At 45.6% G+C, this 19356-nt stretch carries 20 protein-coding genes; 5 read left to right on the top strand and 15 right to left on the bottom strand.

Features of this window, described 5'->3' with window-relative positions; genetic code table 11:
* Positions 1–28 precede the first annotated feature (28 nt).
* The 3 genes from ACGHCT_RS08605 to ACGHCT_RS08595 all read left to right on the top strand — a co-directional run bounded on the left by ACGHCT_RS08605 (position 29) and on the right by ACGHCT_RS08595 (position 2577).
* Positions 29–427 (top strand): VOC family protein, encoded by a 399-nt coding sequence (locus tag ACGHCT_RS08605; RefSeq protein ID WP_390439497.1) that lies wholly within the window; start codon positions 29–31, stop codon positions 425–427.
* Positions 420–1448, top strand: coding sequence for a hypothetical protein (locus tag ACGHCT_RS08600; protein ID WP_390439494.1), 1029 nt, complete (start codon positions 420–422; stop codon positions 1446–1448). The genes ACGHCT_RS08605 and ACGHCT_RS08600 overlap by 8 nt, the downstream gene beginning before the upstream one ends.
* A gap of 928 nt (positions 1449–2376) precedes the next feature.
* Positions 2377–2577, top strand: coding sequence for a cold-shock protein (locus tag ACGHCT_RS08595; RefSeq protein WP_072854228.1), 201 nt, complete (start codon positions 2377–2379; stop codon positions 2575–2577).
* Between the two features lie 169 nt (positions 2578–2746).
* Here the strand turns inward: ACGHCT_RS08595 and ACGHCT_RS08590 are convergent, their stop codons facing one another.
* From ACGHCT_RS08590 to ACGHCT_RS08560, 7 genes are all read right to left on the bottom strand, one after another.
* Positions 2747–3712, bottom strand: a complete 966-nt coding sequence (locus ACGHCT_RS08590) for a D-2-hydroxyacid dehydrogenase (RefSeq protein ID WP_072854227.1) — start codon at positions 3710–3712, stop codon at positions 2747–2749.
* Between the two features lie 244 nt (positions 3713–3956).
* The gene (locus ACGHCT_RS08585; protein WP_072854264.1) at positions 3957–4820 is read right to left on the bottom strand and encodes a phosphogluconate dehydrogenase C-terminal domain-containing protein; all 864 of its coding nucleotides are present in this window, start codon (positions 4818–4820) and stop codon (positions 3957–3959) included.
* 87 nt (positions 4821–4907) lie between these two features.
* Positions 4908–5840, bottom strand: coding sequence for a transketolase family protein (locus tag ACGHCT_RS08580; protein WP_390439490.1), 933 nt, complete (start codon positions 5838–5840; stop codon positions 4908–4910).
* Positions 5840–6661: a transketolase gene (locus ACGHCT_RS08575; RefSeq protein WP_072854225.1), complete on the bottom strand. Its 822-nt coding sequence runs from the start codon at positions 6659–6661 to the stop codon at positions 5840–5842. Before ACGHCT_RS08575 ends, ACGHCT_RS08580 begins: the two co-directional genes overlap by 1 nt.
* 45 nt (positions 6662–6706) lie before the next feature.
* Positions 6707–7990 (bottom strand): TRAP transporter large permease, encoded by a 1284-nt coding sequence (locus tag ACGHCT_RS08570; RefSeq protein WP_072854224.1) that lies wholly within the window; start codon positions 7988–7990, stop codon positions 6707–6709.
* On the bottom strand, positions 7987–8499 hold the full coding sequence (locus ACGHCT_RS08565; RefSeq protein WP_139249507.1) for a TRAP transporter small permease: 513 nt from the start codon (positions 8497–8499) through the stop codon (positions 7987–7989). The genes ACGHCT_RS08570 and ACGHCT_RS08565 overlap by 4 nt, the downstream gene beginning before the upstream one ends.
* Positions 8500–8513: 14 nt before the next feature.
* Positions 8514–9596, bottom strand: coding sequence for a TRAP transporter substrate-binding protein (locus ACGHCT_RS08560; protein ID WP_072854222.1), 1083 nt, complete (start codon positions 9594–9596; stop codon positions 8514–8516).
* 310 nt (positions 9597–9906) lie between these two features.
* Here ACGHCT_RS08560 and ACGHCT_RS08555 point away from each other — a divergent pair, with 310 nt between their 5' ends.
* On the top strand, positions 9907–10635 hold the full coding sequence (locus ACGHCT_RS08555; RefSeq protein WP_072854221.1) for a FadR/GntR family transcriptional regulator: 729 nt from the start codon (positions 9907–9909) through the stop codon (positions 10633–10635).
* A 119-nt stretch (positions 10636–10754) separates the two neighbouring features.
* Positions 10755–11456: a FadR/GntR family transcriptional regulator gene (locus ACGHCT_RS08550; protein ID WP_072854220.1), complete on the top strand. Its 702-nt coding sequence runs from the start codon at positions 10755–10757 to the stop codon at positions 11454–11456.
* Between the two features lie 50 nt (positions 11457–11506).
* Here ACGHCT_RS08550 and ACGHCT_RS08545 read toward each other — a convergent pair whose 3' ends face one another.
* From ACGHCT_RS08545 to ACGHCT_RS08510, 8 genes are all read right to left on the bottom strand, one after another.
* Positions 11507–12691, bottom strand: coding sequence for a peptidase dimerization domain-containing protein (locus tag ACGHCT_RS08545; RefSeq protein ID WP_072854219.1), 1185 nt, complete (start codon positions 12689–12691; stop codon positions 11507–11509).
* Complete coding sequence (locus tag ACGHCT_RS08540) at positions 12691–13233, bottom strand: GNAT family N-acetyltransferase (protein ID WP_154256290.1); 543 nt, start codon at positions 13231–13233, stop codon at positions 12691–12693. The genes ACGHCT_RS08545 and ACGHCT_RS08540 overlap by 1 nt, the downstream gene beginning before the upstream one ends.
* Positions 13234–13311: 78 nt before the next feature.
* Positions 13312–15408: an acetate--CoA ligase family protein gene (locus ACGHCT_RS08535; RefSeq protein WP_154256292.1), complete on the bottom strand. Its 2097-nt coding sequence runs from the start codon at positions 15406–15408 to the stop codon at positions 13312–13314.
* 21 nt (positions 15409–15429) lie between these two features.
* Positions 15430–15972 (bottom strand): 2-oxoacid:acceptor oxidoreductase family protein, encoded by a 543-nt coding sequence (locus tag ACGHCT_RS08530; RefSeq protein WP_072854216.1) that lies wholly within the window; start codon positions 15970–15972, stop codon positions 15430–15432.
* A gap of 3 nt (positions 15973–15975) precedes the next feature.
* Entirely contained in the window at positions 15976–16710 is a 735-nt protein-coding gene (locus tag ACGHCT_RS08525) for a thiamine pyrophosphate-dependent enzyme (RefSeq protein WP_390439479.1), read from the bottom strand.
* Positions 16711–16712: 2 nt separating this feature from the next.
* On the bottom strand, positions 16713–17774 hold the full coding sequence (vorB, locus tag ACGHCT_RS08520) for a 3-methyl-2-oxobutanoate dehydrogenase subunit VorB (RefSeq protein ID WP_072854214.1): 1062 nt from the start codon (positions 17772–17774) through the stop codon (positions 16713–16715).
* Positions 17775–17786: 12 nt separating this feature from the next.
* Positions 17787–17984 carry a 4Fe-4S dicluster domain-containing protein gene (locus ACGHCT_RS08515; RefSeq protein ID WP_072854213.1) on the bottom strand — a complete coding sequence of 66 codons (198 nt, stop codon included), beginning with the start codon at positions 17982–17984 and terminating at the stop codon, positions 17787–17789.
* Between the two features lie 31 nt (positions 17985–18015).
* Entirely contained in the window at positions 18016–19269 is a 1254-nt protein-coding gene (locus tag ACGHCT_RS08510; RefSeq protein ID WP_072854212.1) for a nitrate/nitrite transporter, read from the bottom strand.
* Positions 19270–19356: the final 87 nt, after the last annotated feature.

Below are 19356 nucleotides of genomic sequence, written 5' to 3'. Positions count from 1 at the left end.
AACATTTAAGAGAAGGGAGACCTACAAAATGAAGTTTTCTTATGTGGTACTGTATGTAAGTGATATGGAGAAATCCGTTTCCTTTTACAGAGACATTATTGGTCTGGAATGCGAACGCAGATATGTAGAAGAAGATGGAGTGGAGACAGCCTTTATGGTAACACCGGGGGCACAGCCCATGTTCGGGCAGCCTATGATAGAGTTAGTTTCGGGCATGCCCAATATGCCAACCGCTCAGTCCGGAAAATTATTCGGATTTACTGTAGATGATCTTGAGAAGACCATTCAGCTCCTAAAAGAGGGCAGCTACCCTCTTTTGAAAGGACCCTATTCGCCTGATCCATCTTGTACTATTTATGAATACCGGGGGCCGGACGGAGAACGTATCGGTGTAATGAATATGAAGGGAGCTTTGGAAAATGTCTAGATCAGAAAAGATAAAAGTAATTGTATATGGTGTTGGGGCCATGGGACGGATGACTGCCCGTTTAATGCTGGAAAAGGGTTATGAACTGGTTGCCGCCATTGATAAATTCTCCCACATAGGAGAGGATCTGGGCGATGTTCTGGAACTTGGGCGCAAACTGGGCATCACCGTCAGCGACCGCCCAGAGGAAATCCTTTCTGTCACAAAGGCAGACATTGTTGCTATCTGTGCCAAAAGTCTTATCAAAGATATGCAGCCAATTTTTGAAGAGTGCCTAAGCTATGGTTTTAACGTAATCTCTCTTGCGGAAGAGACCTTTTACCCCTGGAGATCCAACCCGACAGAAAGCGCCCATATGGATAAAATCGCCAAGGACAACAGCGTTACTTTGACTTCCGTGGGAATCCAGGATGTTGTATGGCTGAATCTTGGCTGCACCATGAGCGCCTGCTGCCATAAAATCGACAAAATCATTGGAAGGGCCGTGGCTAATCAGAATATATACGGCGAAGAAGCCACTAAAGGAATTGGTTTCGGTCTTACAGAAGATGAGTTCCGTGCAAGAACTGCAAGCGGAGATGTGGATCCTGACTGGCTCGGAAGAACCTTAGAGGCACTTGCCGCAAGAATCGGCATGACCCCTACAAAGATCACTAATATGCTGGAACCGGTATTAGCCGACCACGATACCCGTTATGACGGCGGAAACCGCAATATTCCCTCCGGCCGTGTCAGGGGATGGAACCAGATCACGGAAATCGAAACCAAAGAAGGCATCCTCCTGTGCAGTGAATTCATTTCCAAAATCTGTGATCCTGATGAACCCGAATTCCATGGGTGGGAATTCCATGGGGAGCCTGACCTTCAAGTCACCATCCCCGGCCTGGAGCCTCCTTATATCATCTGCTCCTCCCTGGTGAACCGGATTCCAGATGTCATCAATGCGGAACCGGGGTTCGTATCCCTGGATAAAATGCCGTCTCCTATGTATCGGCCAAAGAGTCCGGAAACTTACATATAAAATAAGAGTTGTAAAATTGAACGTAAAATTTTACAGCCTGTTTTTTTGGAAGGCACAACCAACAAATAGATGCTGGTTATCCTCTATAATGATGATATAGCGTTTCAGAAGCTGCAACAGATTTTATTCTTCAAAAAATTGAGTTTTAAGCTGAAAGAAATCAATGAATTTATAAATCAACCCGATTTCGGCCAGATATCCGCATATAAAAAGCAAAAATATTAAGCGTTGAACCCCTATAAACGCTCAGATTGTTATTATCCCCTAACTATCGCTTTTTGCTCTGTGACAAAAGACCTTGATTGAAGCAATCCTCTGTCTGTAATGATTAACTATGGTTTCTACACTAAGCTACTCTAACTTTTTAATAACCAGGTGAAAGTGACGCTGGGGCGGAGGGGAAGACAGGGGCCTTGGAGGGCAGGAGGGGGCTGGAGAAGACGATTCGGAAGGAGTTTTACTGTCTCTTAGGCAAAAGCGGCATCCCCGGAGGAGATTTTTTCGGCAGTCCAGGCCGAAAAAAAGTGAACCACTGGCCGGGAATGCATCTAAGGCATTCCTGGACTGTGTGAACGGTGCTCCCCAGGGGATGCCGCTTTTTCCTTAGAGACAGTGAACGACTGGAGCGTCTTCCCCAGCCCCCTCCTGCCCTCCAAGGCCCCTGTCTTCCCCTCCGCCCCAGCGTCACTTTCATCGTCCGTCCCCTCCTTTTCTTTTTGATCTTTTTTTGTAAAACTCTTATTTTTTTCCTTGACTTTTTCCAGTTTTCAGACTATACTTAATGGTGTCAAAGGATTTATTGGATGTAAAGTAATTCACTAGTTATTAGAGATTATATTTATACACAATATGATCTGTAATAGCTGGTGGATTTTTTATTTTCCAGTATTTTTATCTATTATTTATTTATATTTATGGAGGTAACATCATGAACAAAGGAACTGTTAAGTGGTTCAATGCGGAAAAAGGTTATGGATTTATTACTGGAGAAGACGGAGCTGACGTTTTCGTACATTTCTCTGCAATCAATGGCGACGGATTCAAATCCTTAGAAGAAGGCCAGGCTGTATCTTATGATTTAACAGAAGGCGCTCGCGGAATGCAGGCAGCTAATGTAGAAAAATTATAATATAAAGCGAAGTTGAGGACTGCTCTTATTATGTAAGGGCAGTCCTTTTTTGCTGCTCCGGCAAATGTCAGAAAAAACCCCCGGGTATGGCAGTACCTGGGGGTTTTAGGGGGAATAAATCTTATTTTTTAGGTTGATGTTTTGTTTTTGGCTTAATTGGGTATTTCTTTTATTTATTCACTACATTGATTGGATTGCCGGCAACGAAGGCTTTTAAGTCTTCTACAGCAATGTCCATCAGTCTCTGTCTGGATTCCTTTGGAGCCCAGGAGATGTGCGGTGTGATGATGCAGTTCTTTGCCTGCAGAAGGGGGTTATCTCCCTTAATGGGCTCTGTGGATACTACATCCAGGCCCGCTGCCGCTACTTTTCCGCTGTTTAACGCATCCCTTAAGTCTTCCTCCACGATAAGAGGACCTCTGGAGTTATTGAGAATGATAACACCGTCTTTCATCTTGGCAATGTTTTCTTTGTTAATGATTCCCTGTGTAGATGGGAACAGCGGGCAGTGCAGGGCTATAACGTCAGCCTGGGCGAATAATTCTTCTCTGCTTACATATTCTGCAATTTCCTTGCCGCTGTCGTTTGGATATTCGTCGTTGGCAATTACTTTCATACCCAGAGCTTTTGCAATACGGCCGGTTGCCTGGCCGATTCTTCCAAAACCAATAATTCCCATAGTTTTGTCCGCCAGCTCAATAAGGGGATAGTCCCAGAAGCACCAGTCCGGGTTACTCTCCCAGCGTCCCTCATGGACTGCCTTGTCGTGATGGCCGATGTGATGGCAGATCTCCAGAAGCAGGGCAATGGCAAACTGACCTACTGCTGCGGTTCCATAGGTAGGAATATTGCATACCGGAATGCCTTTGGCTTTTGCAGTGTCAACGTCAACTACGTTGTATCCTGTAGCCAGAACACCCACATATTTTATATTCGGGCATGCGTCGAATACTTCTTTGGGAAGAGGAGTCTTATTGGTAATGACCGCTTCTGCATCACCAATCCTGTCAATTACTTCCTGCATATCTGTCAGAGATGTGCGGTCATAAACCGTAAGTTCCCCAAGTGCTTCCATATCTCCCCAGGATAAATCTCCCGGATTCTCTGTATAGCCGTCTAAAACAACGATTTTCATACTTATCTTATCCTTTCTCTTACTCTCTTTACCCTTACGTCGTAACATGGTATGTTATGATGTAAATATAACACCCGCGTAGCGCCTCGTCAACTTTTTCTTTGCTTTGTCTATACATGAATTAGTTGAGTATGGCAGTCTTTCCACATTAAGATAAAATTCTTTATTTTTGGCAAAATGGTTTTACTTTTCATATGCCCCGGCGTACCTTCCCGGAGGTGTGCGCCGGGACCGGGTTTCAGGATTAGATCTGTGGATTTTCCGGATGCAGCATGGTTGCGATTACTTTGTCCAGGACCTCATCTTTCCAGATGTCTTTCCAGTTTTCTCTCATAACCAGACGGTTTCCAAGTCCGATGGCCACTTTGCACGCATCGGATACCGGTGGGTTTCCGGGGATATAGCCCAGGAAGTTAGCTGACAGATTATAGATATGGCCGGTCAGGAAGGAGACTGCTGCTTCTTTCGGAATGCCTCTCTTTACTGCTTCTTCCACGGTCTCTGCCATGGCATATAAGCAGGTAGCTCCCAGAAGCTCTACCAGGGTAGGCTCTAAGAATGCAATCTGCTCAGAGGACATCACATATGCATGCTCTACCGGCGCATACATCTGTTTTGCCACTTCCACGCACTGTGCAAAACGGTCATCGTCTCCCTGAATCTTGGACATTACGATATCCTGTTTTCCGCCCATGCCGCCGAAACGGTCCTGGCGTGCTTCAAAGGTATCCTGATCCAGGAAATAGGAGGGATGGCAGGGATGAGCTACTCCAAAGGTGCAGTCCTCTCTTAAGGTCAGCTCTCTTGCCACTGCTGCTGCAGGGTCCAAGATGATGAATCCGGTTCCCGGTTTTAACTGGGGTACATAGATAGCGGAAAGTTTTCCGATTAGAGTATCCGGCACTGCGAACACCACTACATCTGCTTTAGACAGCGCCTCTTCTACCGGAGTAGGCTCAAAGCCCCTGTCTTTAATACTCTGGATTCCTGCCTCGGTTGCTTCTACCAGAAGCAGTTCGAAATCCTCCGGCTTTTTTGCCAGGTTGTTGCTGGTTCTGGTTCCCATTTTTCCCCCGGCACCGATTACACTTACTACGATTTTGCTCATGATCTCTTCCTCTTTTCCTTTTGTTCTGGCACACCGGTTTTGAGAACCGGTATGCCGCTTATAGGTCATTGTATTACTGATTGTGAATTATAAATTTTCTTTTACAGTCTTTGCGATATTCTCCGGTGAAAATCCGTAGTAATCTGCCAGTTCTTTGGCAGGACCGGACTCTCCGAAGGTGGTAAGTCCCATGCGCTTTACGAATTTCGGGGCGTTCTCAACTGCCAGCTTGCTTATGTATGCTCCCATGCCTCCGTTTACATTGTGGTCCTCCACAGTCACAATCTTCTTAGCCTTCTTAATAGCCTCGATGATCTTCTCTGGATTCTTTCCGTATAAAATGTTGATATCTCCTACAGTCACGTTCACGCCCTGCTCTTTTAACAGGTCTGCGGCTGCCAGTACACGGTTCAGGACAAATCCGCTGGATAAGAGCAGAGTGTCATCCCCGTACTCTCTTAAGATGGTGATGCCGTCCGGTGAGAAAGAGGCTTCTTTCTCATAGACATCTGCTTCTCTCCCGCTTCCTGCTCTTACATACACCGGACCGTCAATCTCTGCCGCCATCTGTACAGCTTTGTAGGTCTGGGGACCGTCTGCCGGGGTTAAAATGGTGTAGTTTGGTATGTTGGAAAGGATGCCCAGGTCTTCATAGAACTGATGGGTAACCCCTTCCCTCTCCCCGCCCAAAAGGCCGGAGTTGATTCCCACAAACTTTACATTCAGGTTCGGGTAAGCTACAAAGGTACGCATCTGCTCGCAGGCACGCATGGTCATAAACCCTGCATAGGTGCCCACAAAGGGGGTCAGTCCTGCAGCTGCCAGCCCTGCGGCGGTATCCACTGCATTTTGCTCGGAGATTCCCACCTCCACGTACTGATCCGGATATAACTCTGCGAATTTGGTTGCACGCATTGCTTTTAATGAGTCAGGTGAAACAAACATAATTTTGTCATCTTTTGCTGCTAAATCGATGAGTGCCGCAGCAAAGGCTTCTCTCGTTCCCTTGAATTCTGCCATTATTTCGCACCTCCTAATTCTTTCACTGCCTGCTGGTACTGTTCGTCTGTGGGCACTCCTTTGTGCCATGCATTGTCATTTTCCATGAAAGAAAGTCCTTTTCCTTTCACACAGTCGCACACGATAACGCTTGGTTTTCCCTTGGCTGCCTTTGCTTTAGCGATGGCTGCCTTAATGGCGTCAATATCATGGCCGTCGATTTCCTGGGCATCCCACTGGAAGGCCTCAAAACGCTCTTTGATGTTGTTGGCACCGATGGTCTCCTCCACGGAGCCCCCGCTCTGCCAGCCGTTTTTGTCTACGAATACAATGAGGTTATCCAGCTTATGGCCTGCCGCGGAGTTAATGCCCTCCCAGCACACGCCCTCCTGAAGCTCCCCATCTCCGGCGATGACGAATACATTGTAGTCTTTCTTTCTGTATTTGCCGGCCAGGGCCATTCCCCCGGCAATGGAAATACCATTTCCTAAGGAACCGGACGTCATATCCACCCCTTTGGTTTTATTCATAACCGGGTGTCCCTGGAACTTGCTGCCCAGGGCTCTCAGCTTAAAATCTTCGATCTTGTCTCCAAAGTATCCTTTTTCAGACAGGGCCGCATAGTAGATAGGGCAGGCGTGTCCTTTGGATAAGATAAAACGGTCTCTGTCTTCCCAGTCCGGGTTAGCGGGATCGATTCTCATCTCATCAAAGAACAGAGTTGCCACGATGTCTGCAATAGACAGCGCTGGTCCCGGATGTCCGTCCTTTCCTTTATAAACCATGTCCACAGCTGTCATTCTCAGATGATTTGCCATTTGTTTCAGTTCTGCGGTATTCATGCTAAAACCTCCTTAAAATATGTTTTTATAAGTTGTAAGTTACTATCAAACCCCCATCACACCCGGAAGCCAGGTGATAATTGCCGGAATAAAAGTCATAACCAGCAAAGTTGCAATCTCGACACAGAGGTATGGAATAATCCGTTTGCTAATCTTACCAATACTGGTGTTGGCAATTCCAGAAGCAACAAACAGGTTTACTGCCATAGGCGGCGTTATCATGCCGATGGATGTATTGATAATAATGATGATACCTAATGCGATAGGTGATAATCCCAGGGATGTCGCGATTGGCAACAGGATTGGGGTTACCAGAAGGATAATTGACTGCGTTTCCAGGAAACATCCCAGGAATAACAGAATTACGTTAATCATCAGCAGCAGTGCCACTTTATTGGTGAACAGCCCCAGCACGCTGGACGCGATAAATGTAGGAATGTTCTGATTTGTCATAAACCAGGCAAATGGAGCTGACATACTGACCACAAACAATACCACTGCAGAGCTTACTGTGGATTTGCGAAATATTTCGTAGATGTCCTTCATTTTCAGTTCTTTGTAAACAAACACACTGATGATAAATGCATACACACAGGCAACTGCGGCAGATTCTGTAGGGGTGAATAACCCGCCGTAAATACCACCCAGGATTATTACCGGCATAAAAATTGCAAGGATAGCTTCCTTAAAGGAGTGGGCGAAAGCTCTCAGTGTAACTTTACCAGTCTCTGCTGCATCATATTTTTTACAGATTACAATGTTGGTAGCAATCAGAACTACTGCCAGCAATAATCCGGGGATAACACCTGCCATAAACATGGTTCCTACAGATACGGAAGCCGTAACTGCATAAGTAACCATAGGGATACTTGGGGGAATTACAACCCCCAGGGTGCCGCCGGAAGCTGCAACAGCTGCAGCGATATCGTCCGGATACCCTTTTTGTTTCATTCTGGGAACGGTGATGCCGCCGATAGCAGCAACCGTTGCCGGGTTGGAACCGGAGATAGCTCCGAAGAATGCGGATGCCACTACGGTAATACAGGACAGTCGTCCTGGAATTCTTCTCATTAATATTTCTATAAAGTCAATCAGTCGTTTGGAGATTCCGCCTTTTTCCATAATGTTGCCGGCCAGGATAAAGAAAGGAACTGCCATCAGGGTGAAGTTATCAGCCTGAGTAAACATTCTCTGGGCAACTGCGGGAAGCAGATTCATATTGCCGCTGGCTACAATAGCCACACATACTGCAATTCCAAGGCAGATGGCAATGGGGACTCCCAGGAACAGCATGACGAATAAGACTCCAAATAACATTCCTATAATCATTGTTCCTTATCCTCCTTCTGCTGGATTTCTTCTACTGTCTCTTTTGCTGTAACTCTTTCATAGGTATGCCATGCATAGCAGAGGGCCATCAATATCAATCCCAGAGGGATAGACAGATACATAATCCACATGGGCCACCGCAGGCTGGGTGTTATCTGTCCGCTGGCAATCTGCTTCTGCAGGATTGTGATTCCATAATAGGAAGCAAATAAGCTAAACCCTAAAACCAATACAGCATCCAGTACATATATCACTTTCAGGACCGCTTTGGAACAAAACAGTTCCAAAGCCTCCACACAAAAATGTTCTCCATTACAAGCGGCAACACCGATGCCCAGGAAGATAATCCATATCATGCAGTATCTGGCAAGCTCTTCCGCCCAGGGGATTACGAATAATCCTGTAAAACGGGCAACAGTGGCAACGAAGATAATCACACACATGATAATCATTAATATTACCAAAAGAACTTCTTCCGCTCTCCTTAGTCCGTTAAATAGTTTTTTCAAAGTGTCCACCTCTTCTACTTAGATGACTGAATCTTTTCAACCAGTTCTTTGTTCAGATTTAAGCTGTCTAACTGATCGTATACAGCATTTGCAGCTTCCTGCCATACAGCTTTGTCAACCTCTGTAACTGTTACGCCGGCATCCTTCATTGTCTGAATTGCTTCTTTATTATAGCTGCTGCTGTACTCTCTCTGATAATCCTTTGCTTCTTCTGCTGCTTTGTCAAAGGCTTCTTTCTGTGCGTCTGTGAAGCCATCATACGTGCTCTGTGAAATCATCAGTACGCAGGGAGAATAGAATAAGTCAATCATGGATACATATTTCTGTACTTCATACACCTTGGCAGACTCAATAATCGCAATTGGGTTTTCCTGTCCGTCTACGGTTCCCTGCTGAAGGGCTGTGAAGATTTCACTCCATGCCATAGGCGTTGCAGTAGCGCCCAATGCCTGGTAAGTAGCCATATGTACGTTGTTTTCCATGGTACGAATCTTCATACCTTTTAAATCATCCGGCGTCACGATTTCCTTTTTGTCGTTTGTTACTTCACGGAATCCGTTTTCCCAGAAACCAACTCCTTTGATTCCCTGGCTGTCCAACTGACCCAGAAGAGAGGTTCCAACTTCTCCGTCCAGTACCTTATAAGCCTGTTCTTCATTTTCGAATAAGTAAGGAAGGTCAAGAACTGCGAAGTCAGATACAAAGTTTGGTATCGGACCGGTAGAAATCAGGCACATTTCCTGTACTCCCATCCCTACGTTTTCCATCATATCTCTTTCATTGCCCAGCTGAGAGTTGGGATAGATATCCAGTGTCATCTCGCCGTCGCTGTATTCTTCCAGTAATTTCTGCATTTCCTGCAGACCTTTTACGTAGTGACCTTCAGGAGCTGTGGTTGTACCCACTTTTAATCGCACGGTTGCACTGTCGGCTCCCAGCATAGTATCTTCGCCGCCCTCAGTATCTGTACTTGCAGTACTGCTGGAAGACTGCGTATTAGAAGAATCTGTGCTTCCTCCCTCGCTCTTGTTTCCGCAGGCAGTCATAGTTCCTACTAATGCCACTGTTAAAAGTGCTGCTAAAATCTTGTTTTTCATATCCAATCTCCTTTTTCTCAATTCATTTGTTATCCGTTAAACATCTGATGTTTTATGTATATCATTTATCGCCTGATTTGTCAACGGTTTTGCCATAATTTTTCAAGATTTATATGCACTTTGTCAAATTTGCATAAAGATATACAAGTAATATTATGCATAATATCTTATATCTAATATTTGACGTATGATGAATATTCATGTTAAAATATTATCAACTATTAAAATATTTAAGCGCTGCTTACGAATATCTAATGGTTGTGGGACTAACTATCTATATGTATTGGGATGGAGGACGGGAGGTGAAAAAATGAGCAATTTATTCGAAGCAAGCAAGCGTGAATCCGCGGTAGACCTTGTAGTAAACAGCATTAAGCAGCTTCTCATGGAGAGGACCTTAAAGCCGGGGGATAAGCTTCCCAGTGAACTGGAGATATCGGAAGACTTAAGTGTCAGCCGGGGTTCTGTCAGAGAGGCTATGAAGATCCTTTCCGCCTTTGGTCTCGTGGATATACGGGTGGGGAACGGAACCTATGTCTGCGAAACACCGGGAAATACGATTATGGATTCTCTTCTATTTAGTTTTTTTGTATCGAATCCGGATATCGAAAATTTATATGAGTTCCGTCATATTTTCGAAAATGATATTCTTTCCATGATTCTGGAACACTACGATGAGAATGGCAAAGAGAGAAAAGCACTCCGCGACAATCTGGATGAACTAGAGGGGATGATAGCGAAAGGGTCTTCTGACAAAAAACTTTCCGAGAACGATTTAGAATTTCATAGACTTTTGGGACAGGCCTCCAGGAATCTGCTGGCAGAACGGGTTTATAATTTTATTATTGATTTTATGGAACCTTCCATCGCGGCAACCCATAAAGGGCAAAACGGGGAAATCGTATATAAAATACACCGTGATATTGTTGAATTGATAGAACTAAGAGATGCCGCAAGGATTGATGAGGCGATTACGAACTCTGTAGATACCTGGTCTATCCTGCAGCCGTCCTCGGCAATGAACCCCTGGAGAGAATAAGCACAAAACAAGGACAGGAAAATAACAACCTGTCCTTATTTTGTGCCTATTTGTTTGACGTATAATGGTTTTTTTGGTAAAATTAGTATTATTGATTAAAATCGGAGTGGGATGAAGCTATGAGTAATTTGTTTGAGGCTAGTAAAAGGGAGTCTGCCGTAGATGTTGTGGTTAACAGCATCAAGCAGCTATTGATGGAACGGCGTCTGAAACCAGGAGATAAGCTCCCTAATGAGCTGGAGATTTCTGAGGGGTTAGGAGTAAGCCGCGGTTCTGTAAGAGAAGCCATGAAGATTCTGTCAGCATTTGGACTGGTAGATATCAGAGTGGGCAATGGCACTTATGTATGTGAAACACCTGGAAATGGATTGATGGATTCGCTGCTGTTCAGCTTTTTTGTATCAAATCCTGACATTTCTAATCTTTATGAATTCCGAAAGGTATTTGAAACAGATATACTGGAACTGATTCTGGATCATTACGACGATAATGCCCTGGAAAGAAAGGAAATTGCAGATAATCTGGAAGATCTGAGAGTGCTCATTGAGAGCAAGGCTCCCCAATCCAGAATCACACAGAACGATCTGGAGTTTCACCGGCTTTTGGGTCTGGCCTGTCACAATCAGATTGCCGCCAGGATCTATGCATTTGTCATGGACTTTATGCAGGCCTCTATCACTAATACCCATAAACACCAGAACGGAGAGTATGTGTATAATACCCATATGGAGGTGTACCGGGTAATAGAAAGCAGAGACAGCAGCCGGATTGATGAGGTAGTGAATAAAACTGTGGAAGTATGGTACAAGCTTCAGGATTAAAAGAACAAGCCTGTTCAGCCGGCTAATCAGTCAGCTGAACAGGCTCTTTTTTAGAGATGTCTGTATTCCCGGTGGTCTTTCTTAATCTGATCAAACAACTCCTGTTCTGTTGCCATTCGGTACATCAGCATACTCAGAATCAGAGCAGAATCCTTCATTCCCTGATACGCCTGGGGCGTCTGAAGAAGCTCTGCAAACTTCTTGTCATGAAGTACAATTTCCTTATGGCCGTTGGTAATATCCACCATTGGATGGAATACAGGAATCTTTACGTCAACGTTGCCCGCGTCAGAGGAACCTGCCGGCTTATCCGGTATGATGCTGTCTCTGCCTGTCAGGGCAAATAACTCCTGGAGAAAATGTGCTTTGAATTCATTGCAGAACATCTCACCATAGTCCGGATAGCGCTGCTGGATCTCAAAGGTAGTTTCCGTACACATACAGGCCCCCTCCACGCACCGTTCAGCCTTGGCATTCAGATCGTGCAGGCCGTCCAGAGTCGCAGAACGGAAATAATAATCCAGAGTAACCTTTTCCGGCACTACATTGGGGGCATCTCCCCCATACTCTACAATTCCATGGAGCTGACAATCCGGAGTGATGTGCTGTCTCCACATATCCATGGCATCCATATAGATCCTTGCCGCATTCAGAGCGTTTCTGCCTTCTACCGGTGATGCAGAGGCATGACTGGCCTTTCCATGGAAAGTAATATAGCGGTCATTGGACGCCAAAACTTTGAAAAATGCCTGATTCTCATTATTCATATGGGCCATGGCTGCAAATTCATAGCCGTCAAATCCGCCGTTATCCGTGATTATAATCTTGCCGCCCACAAATTCTTCCCCCGGTGTTCCCATAAGGTCCACACGGATAGGCAGATCTTTGTACGCCTCATTCACAGCCAGTCCCGCCAGAACGCTGGAGGCACAGCTCAGAGAATGGCCGCATGCATGCCCAACCTCCGGAAGCGCGTCGTATTCACACATAAGCACAGCTTTCTTTCCCTCATAGTTCAGCCGATCCTTATGTACTGCCAGAAAGGAATTGGGCATACCGGCATAAGGTGTTGTTACCTCATATCCCTGTGATTTGAGGAATTCTACAATGTAGGCACAGGAGTTCACTTCCTCCCCGCTAATCTCCGGATGCGTGGTCAGGTAGTCTGCCAGAGCTTTGCATTTCTCAAAATAGATCTCTATCTGCTGCTGAATTCGTTCTCTTCCATCTTCCATTATCTTTCCTCCTGTTCTAAATGTTTTTCCATAAAGATACGGTCTAGGCCCTCGTACTTTATCATCCGATCCACCTGGCGGTAGCCCGCCTTTAAAAAATTCTCGTAACTGTGCTTATTGTCCGGCGAAACAGTTCCTAAAATAGTCCTTTTGCCGTTCTGTCTGCATATCCCGCACATAATTTCTTCCAGAATGTTCTGAATCCCATTTCCTCTGTACTCCGGATGGATATACGTATCCACATAATCCGCACATTCCTCCAGCATCTTGCCTGTGTACCTCCGATCCACCCCATATTCTACATCCCTGAGGGTACACAAAAGGCATCCGATAACCCTTCCGCGAATCAGGGCTACAAGACCAAACCCATCCTCTATGGCTTTTATAAAATCCTTCCGTTCCGCCTGTGCAAATAATGCCTTATTCTCCAGCTGTTCCCAAACAAACTCCCGAAGTCTCATAGCTTCCTCTATCCGGTCCCAGGTCAGCATGCCGATTTCCATATACTCATTTTTTTTCGGTAAAAAAACTTCGTCTATCATTTTCACTCTCCGCTTCGGGCAAGCCCATCCTACTTTCTACTCAAAACGGGGCATCCCCACATGCCCCGTTTTTCTAACTTATTTCTCGTATTTAACAATCAGTGCGTCAGCTACCCCTACACCCTCACCTTCCGGATAAACAAAGATTGGATTGATATCCAGCTCTTTGAGTTCATCTTTATTTTCACTTGCATATTTGGAAATGCCAACAATTGTGTCGCAGAGGGCATCAATGTCACAAGGCTGGCTTCCCCTGTATCCAGTGAGAAGTTTAAAGGATTTCAGTGACTTAAGCATCTCCAGAGCTTCCTCATGGTTCAGTGGCGCAGGATACAGAGCAACATCTTTGAACAGTTCTACAAAGACTCCGCCCATTCCAACCATAATCATAGGACCAAACTGAGGATCGTTATTTACTCCGATAATCATCTCCACGCCTGCCTTCAGCATTGGGGAGATCAAGATACCATTAATTTTGGCATCGGGCCGTTTAGCTGTAACGCTTTCCATAATTTCATTGTAGGCCTTTGTCACTGCTTCTTCCCCGCTGATATTCAGTTTAACACCGCCCACATCGCTCTTGTGCAGGATATCGGCAGACTCAATCTTCATGGCAAAGGGCGTATCTTTACCTTTTGTAAAGGCAATGGCCTCCTCCAGAGAGGCGGCAATGATTGCCTTCGGTACAGCTACTCCGTACTGTTCCAGTTCTTTTTTACTGTTAAACTCAGACAATGCATAGGAGTTTTTGGAAGCAGGCTTTCCAGGAGCCAGTTCCAGAGTTTTCGTCTCTGCATGATATTCAATAAAGTCAGAGAGATAGCGGAGCAGCTTAAAGGCATATACCGTCGGCGGCAGAATTGGTACTCCTATTTCAAACAGCTTAGTGCTGTATTCTGGATTTCTTGTGTTTTCTGCAAAGGGCAGAAGTGCGATAGGCTTACAGTTGCCTTCTTTCACCACTTTTTCAATTCCTTTGTACATATAGTGTATCGCGGGATCTGCGATTTCCAGCAGCAGGGTATAGCCAACCAGAACCATTCCGATATTCGGATCCCTCATAACTGTTCTGAGGGCCTCCGCGAATAAATCTTCATCATATGACAAGGTTGCCGTCATATCCAGAGGATTATTGGGTGTGGCATAGCTGGGAAGCTGCTCCTTTAAACTTGCCAGCGTCTCTGGCTCAAAATCCGGGAATTCCAGGTTATACTGACTTCCCACGTCTGCGCAGATACCGGTTTCTCCCCCTGACAGGCTCATGGAAGTAAAGGTTGCCTTTTCAGGAATAGAAGGCATGGTAGCCATCATGGATGACATTGCCATTAATTCTTCCAAATCATCTACACGGATAGCGCCGAATTTTTTGAGCACCGCATCAAAGGACTTATCTGAACCTGCAAGGCTTCCTGTGTGGGAAGCTGCAATGGCTCCGCCCTTCGCGCTTCTTCCTGTTTTCAAAATAATCACAGGTTTTTTCTTCTGCGCAGCTTTCTTCAGCACGGCTGCGAATTTCTCAGTGTTTTTTACACCCTCGATATAAATGCTGACTACCTTTGTATTCTCATCATCTACCAGATAGTCCATATAGTCTTCCATCTGCACCGCTTTTCCGTTTCCTGCGGAGATGCAGTAGGAAAAACGCATGGACGGACACTCCATGAGGGACAGGCAGAGCTGACCGCTCTGTGACACAACGCCTACGCTTCCTTTTCTGTCTCTCTTCTCAGAGATAAAAGCAAATGCCTGCACATCATCAATGTAATTGACAAACCCTGCACAGTTCGGACCCATAATTGCAATGCCAAGTTCTTCCCCAGTTTCGATGAGTTCTTTCTCATTGGCGCGGCCTTCGTCTGTTCCCACCTCGCCGTATCCGCTGGCAAATACTACAGCACCGCCCACACCTTTTTTAGCCCCGTCCCTGAGAAGCGGAACAACTGTTTTCTGAGAGGTACAGATAATCATCAGATCCACTGTGTCCTCAATGTCTAATATACTCTTGTGGCACGGTACGCCAAATACCTGGTCACGCTTCGGGTGTACAAAGTACACCCGGCTTCTGTCTTTTACATAAGTTAATATATTACGGCAAACGTCTCCGCCAAAGCCTTCTTTTTCGCTTGCTCCGATGACAGCCACTGACTTTGGTTTTAAAAGTTTCGTTAAATCCATTTTTTTACCCCCGGCGATTTCTTATTTTACTTCTGCTCCCTTTTCAAAGCACTGCGCGTTCTTGGGATTGTTCTTGCCTTTTTTCGCAAAGAAAGAATCAATCGCTTCTCTCAGATACTCTGCGGTAAATACGTCACTGTTGGAGGCCAGTGCTCCTAACATTACGATATTGGCTCCTCTGGGATTTTCCAGCTCTTTTGCGATATCGGTTGCAGCAACCTTCACTACTTTGATATCATCCCGGTAGGTACGGTCGTCCGGCACGATAGAAGAATTTACCAGTAAAAGTCCCCCTGGTTTCAGTCTCCCTTCAAACTTGTCGATAGCCGGACCATTCATTGTGAGAACGATATCCGGATGCTTACATACAGGACTTGCAATCTGTTCTTCCGGTGTTTCACTGATCTTCACCGCGCAGTTGGCAGTTCCCCCGCGCATCTCTGAACCGTAAGAAGGATAGAACAATACGTTTTTCCCCTGTTCCATGCCAGCATTAATTAATAACATTCCGGCAGTTAATACACCCTGGCCGCCGAAGCCTGCACAAATAATCTCTGTTGCCATTGCCTATTCCTCCTTTTTATCCTTGAACTCACCCAGCGGGAAGTATTTCTCCATCTCGTTAGAAATTCTTTCCACACTCTTAACCGGTGTCATATTTAAGTTGGTTGGACATGGAGACAATAATTCTACCAGGCAGAATCCCTCTCCGGCCATATGTTTTTCAAAGGCTTTCCGAACCATTTTTTTGGATTTGTTAATATTTGCAGGATCTGAAAGCGCTCCTCTGGAAAGGTATGCAATATCCAGACCGCTGAATGCATCTACAATGTTAAAGGGCATGCCGCACTTCTTCGGATCCTTGCCTCTCGGGGTAGAAGTAGTCTTCTGGCCCGGAAGGGAGGTAGGAGCACACTGTCCTCCTGTCATTCCGTATAAACTATTATTGATAACAATCGCTACCACATTGTCGTTGCGGATTGCTGTATGCATAGTTTCTGCCATGCCGATGGAGTATGCGGCACCGTCTCCGATATATGCCATAACAGGATTCTCAGGACGGACTTTTTTAACGCCTACTGCTGTTGCAATGGGACGTCCGTGTGCCGCCATAATGGTGTCAAATCTCCAGGAATCAATATTTAAAGAGCCGCAGGCAACGTCTACAATTGCCAGCAATTTTTCGCTTAATCCCATCTCTTCCATAACTTCTGCAATGATGCGCACAGCCAGACCATGGCCGCATCCCGGGCAGAAGCCGCTCTGGGTAAATGTAACGGTATCAGGAGCTTTTAACTTCATAATTATGCCTCCTCCTTTTCTACATCTTTCAGCATCTGCTCGATTTTAGCAATGATGCCTTCTGTTTCCGGTATCTCGAAAATAGATCCAAAGTGGTCTACCGGGAATTTTCCGCCGGTTGCCAGCTTCACGTCATCTACCATCTGTCCCAGAATGTTCATCTCTACCGTAAGGAATGCTTTCGCATTCTTGGCCTCTTCGAACGCTTTTACAGGATAGGGGTATAAGGTGATGAGCCGGATTAAACCAACCTTCAGTCCTTTTTCTCTTGCCACCTGTACAGCCTCCCGGCATACACGGGAGCTGATTCCAAAGGCAACCAGAACTACCTCTGCGTCATCCACCATGATATTTTCATAGAGCTGCTCTTCTGCTTCCATCGCAGAATATTTGTCTCTCAGATAATCTTCATAATCCGGATTGGTGTAATAGATATTCTGAATCTTGCGTTGCTCATCGCCTTTTTTGCACCCTTTGATAGACCAGTCAAATTTGTCAATATCATGATCCACAAATTCTGGAATCTCTACTGCTTCAATCATCTGTCCGATGGCCGCGTCAGAGGCGACGATAACCGGATGGCGGTATTTTTCAGACAGATCAAATGCCTTGTAGATCAAGTCTGCATTTTCCTGTACGGAAGCCGGTGCCAATACGATAGTACGATAGTCACCATGTCCGCCCCCTCTTGTTAACTGCCAGTAATCTCCCTGGCCCTGAGCGATATCCCCAAGACCTGTTCCGATTCTCATTACATCTACGATAACTGCCGGCAAATCTGCCGCTACCAGATAGGAGATACCCTCCTGTTTCAGGGAAAATCCCGGGCCCGAAGACGTTGTGAGTGCTCTGGCCCCGGCTGCCGCTGCCCCCAGTACCATATTGATACCGGCCAGCTCAGATTCAGCCTGAATAAATTCTCCTCCCACGTCCTCCATTCTCCAGGAGAGATATTCCAGAATCTCTGTCTGAGGAGTAATGGGATATCCACTATAAAATCTACAGCCTGCTGCCAGTGCGGCTTCAGCAAGGGCTTCATTTCCTTTCATTAATACCTTAGCCATAATATACCTCCATTATCGTATTTCAAATACATAGTCAGGGCATACCCGGTAGCAAGAACCGCAGCATACACATTTTTCTTCATCAACTTCTATGGTGTTATAACCCTTTTCATTCACGTGCTCGGATACGCTGATGGCATCCTTTGGACAGGCGTTGATGCAGTAGCCACATCCTTTGCAGCGCACTGTGTTCGTATAAACTTTTTCCATATGGCATTCCTCTCTTTATTCTGATTTAAACTCACTCAGCACTTGCTGATTTCTGATTTTTTTTGTTCCTGATGTAGATATACATTGCCAGAATTGCTCCTACGATAGCACTTGCAGCCAGGAAACCAAAGATTCTTGTATATCCGTCTGCTCCGTATTTATCCAGCCAGCTTCCAAACATTGTGGAATAGATAGAGTCAGGCATATAACCGATGATAGAAGCAATACCAATTGCCGTTCCAGTCATCATACGGGGGATTCCCGCCTCGCTCATAATGGAGAAGATAACTCCGTACATCATCATTGCAAAGGCACCTGGAATCAGAGTATAAAGGCTGACCGCCGTGGGGCTCATTCCGCTGGGCAGTAAGAGTACGCCTGCGAAGAGCGCCGCTAAAATTACCAGGGCACAGGTTAACCACTTGGCAGTGGATTTGAATACTTTATCTGCGATAAGACCGCCTACGGGTGACAGAAGCAGAAGCACATAGCTTCGGATAATGGTTATAGCTCCTGAACTTGATGCGGACATTCCCTTTACTTCTGTAAGATAAGGAGTAAAGAAGGATGTGTTTGCAAAAATACCGTACGCGCAGAATATAGTAATGGATGCAATCCATACAATTGGGTTCTTCAGAAGTTTTCCAACATCGCCCATCTTAAACTTACTGTCTTCGCCCTCACTCGCCGTATGAGCGCCTGCCTTGCTGTCCATCAGGAACATCAGGAGAACTGCGGCTACAACGGCAACCGTACCGCCTGTCACTACAGCCCGGAAGAATCCGGTAACGATCTCATCTTTTGCTGTATTATAAGCAAATAATGACAGAGACTGTGTCAGAGCGCCTGCAAGTCCGTTACAGGCATAATAAAGCCCGTACATAAATCCCTGTTCCTCTTCCGTTCCGATAATACGGACCGCCTTCATCAGAGATGACCAGAATATGAAAGCTGTGGAGAAGGATAATCCCAGCCAGATGACCAGTGCAATCTTATAATCAAAGGTAAATGCGTAGATATAGCATAGACCTGCTGTTGCCAGAAGCGAGACTACCAAAGCCTTCTTAGGCGAAATTTTATCGGCTAAGATGCCGCCCGGTATGTATAAAATCATATTTCCGATCGTGTACATTGTAAGCAGAATTCCGGTCTGGGTATTTGAAATTCCCATAGCTGCAACCTGTGCGTCATAATACACGTACTTGATATACGGTAAAAAGTAAATAGCACCACCAGCGAGGCCGAGAGCAGCAACCGTCAAATATTTTCTTAATTTAGAATTCATAGAAGACCTCCTTCATGAGTTGTCTTATGTTCATGATACAGTTACGGGGTGCCCGCTGCTTGCCGTGACACCCCTTTATTCACATTT

The organism is Lactonifactor longoviformis (assembly GCF_042848515.1).
In the GTDB taxonomy this organism is placed as follows: domain Bacteria; phylum Bacillota; class Clostridia; order Lachnospirales; family Lachnospiraceae; genus Lactonifactor; species Lactonifactor longoviformis.
The sequence above is the reverse complement of the archived record's forward strand: the minus strand, read 5'-3'. Positions and strand labels throughout refer to the sequence as shown.

Excerpts from the sequence above, each read along its gene's own strand:
- ACGHCT_RS08540 (WP_154256290.1), bottom strand. The coding sequence starts at position 13,233 with ATGATAGACGAAGTTTTTTTACCGAAAAAAAATGAGTATATGGAAATC.
- ACGHCT_RS08575 (WP_072854225.1), bottom strand. The coding sequence starts at position 6,661 with ATGAATACCGCAGAACTGAAACAAATGGCAAATCATCTGAGAATGACA.
- ACGHCT_RS08560 (WP_072854222.1), bottom strand. The coding sequence starts at position 9,596 with ATGAAAAACAAGATTTTAGCAGCACTTTTAACAGTGGCATTAGTAGGA.
- ACGHCT_RS08580 (WP_390439490.1), bottom strand. The coding sequence starts at position 5,840 with ATGGCAGAATTCAAGGGAACGAGAGAAGCCTTTGCTGCGGCACTCATC.
- ACGHCT_RS08600 (WP_390439494.1), top strand. The coding sequence starts at position 420 with ATGTCTAGATCAGAAAAGATAAAAGTAATTGTATATGGTGTTGGGGCC.
- ACGHCT_RS08550 (WP_072854220.1), top strand. The coding sequence starts at position 10,755 with ATGAGTAATTTGTTTGAGGCTAGTAAAAGGGAGTCTGCCGTAGATGTT.
- ACGHCT_RS08570 (WP_072854224.1), bottom strand. The coding sequence starts at position 7,990 with ATGATTATAGGAATGTTATTTGGAGTCTTATTCGTCATGCTGTTCCTG.
- ACGHCT_RS08510 (WP_072854212.1), bottom strand. The coding sequence starts at position 19,269 with ATGAATTCTAAATTAAGAAAATATTTGACGGTTGCTGCTCTCGGCCTC.
- ACGHCT_RS08545 (WP_072854219.1), bottom strand. The coding sequence starts at position 12,691 with ATGGAAGATGGAAGAGAACGAATTCAGCAGCAGATAGAGATCTATTTT.
- ACGHCT_RS08530 (WP_072854216.1), bottom strand. The coding sequence starts at position 15,972 with ATGGCAACAGAGATTATTTGTGCAGGCTTCGGCGGCCAGGGTGTATTA.
- ACGHCT_RS08605 (WP_390439497.1), top strand. The coding sequence starts at position 29 with ATGAAGTTTTCTTATGTGGTACTGTATGTAAGTGATATGGAGAAATCC.
- ACGHCT_RS08515 (WP_072854213.1), bottom strand. The coding sequence starts at position 17,984 with ATGGAAAAAGTTTATACGAACACAGTGCGCTGCAAAGGATGTGGCTAC.
- ACGHCT_RS08585 (WP_072854264.1), bottom strand. The coding sequence starts at position 4,820 with ATGAGCAAAATCGTAGTAAGTGTAATCGGTGCCGGGGGAAAAATGGGA.
- ACGHCT_RS08595 (WP_072854228.1), top strand. The coding sequence starts at position 2,377 with ATGAACAAAGGAACTGTTAAGTGGTTCAATGCGGAAAAAGGTTATGGA.
- ACGHCT_RS08535 (WP_154256292.1), bottom strand. The coding sequence starts at position 15,408 with ATGGATTTAACGAAACTTTTAAAACCAAAGTCAGTGGCTGTCATCGGA.
- vorB (WP_072854214.1), bottom strand. The coding sequence starts at position 17,774 with ATGGCTAAGGTATTAATGAAAGGAAATGAAGCCCTTGCTGAAGCCGCA.
- ACGHCT_RS08555 (WP_072854221.1), top strand. The coding sequence starts at position 9,907 with ATGAGCAATTTATTCGAAGCAAGCAAGCGTGAATCCGCGGTAGACCTT.
- ACGHCT_RS08590 (WP_072854227.1), bottom strand. The coding sequence starts at position 3,712 with ATGAAAATCGTTGTTTTAGACGGCTATACAGAGAATCCGGGAGATTTA.
- ACGHCT_RS08525 (WP_390439479.1), bottom strand. The coding sequence starts at position 16,710 with ATGAAGTTAAAAGCTCCTGATACCGTTACATTTACCCAGAGCGGCTTC.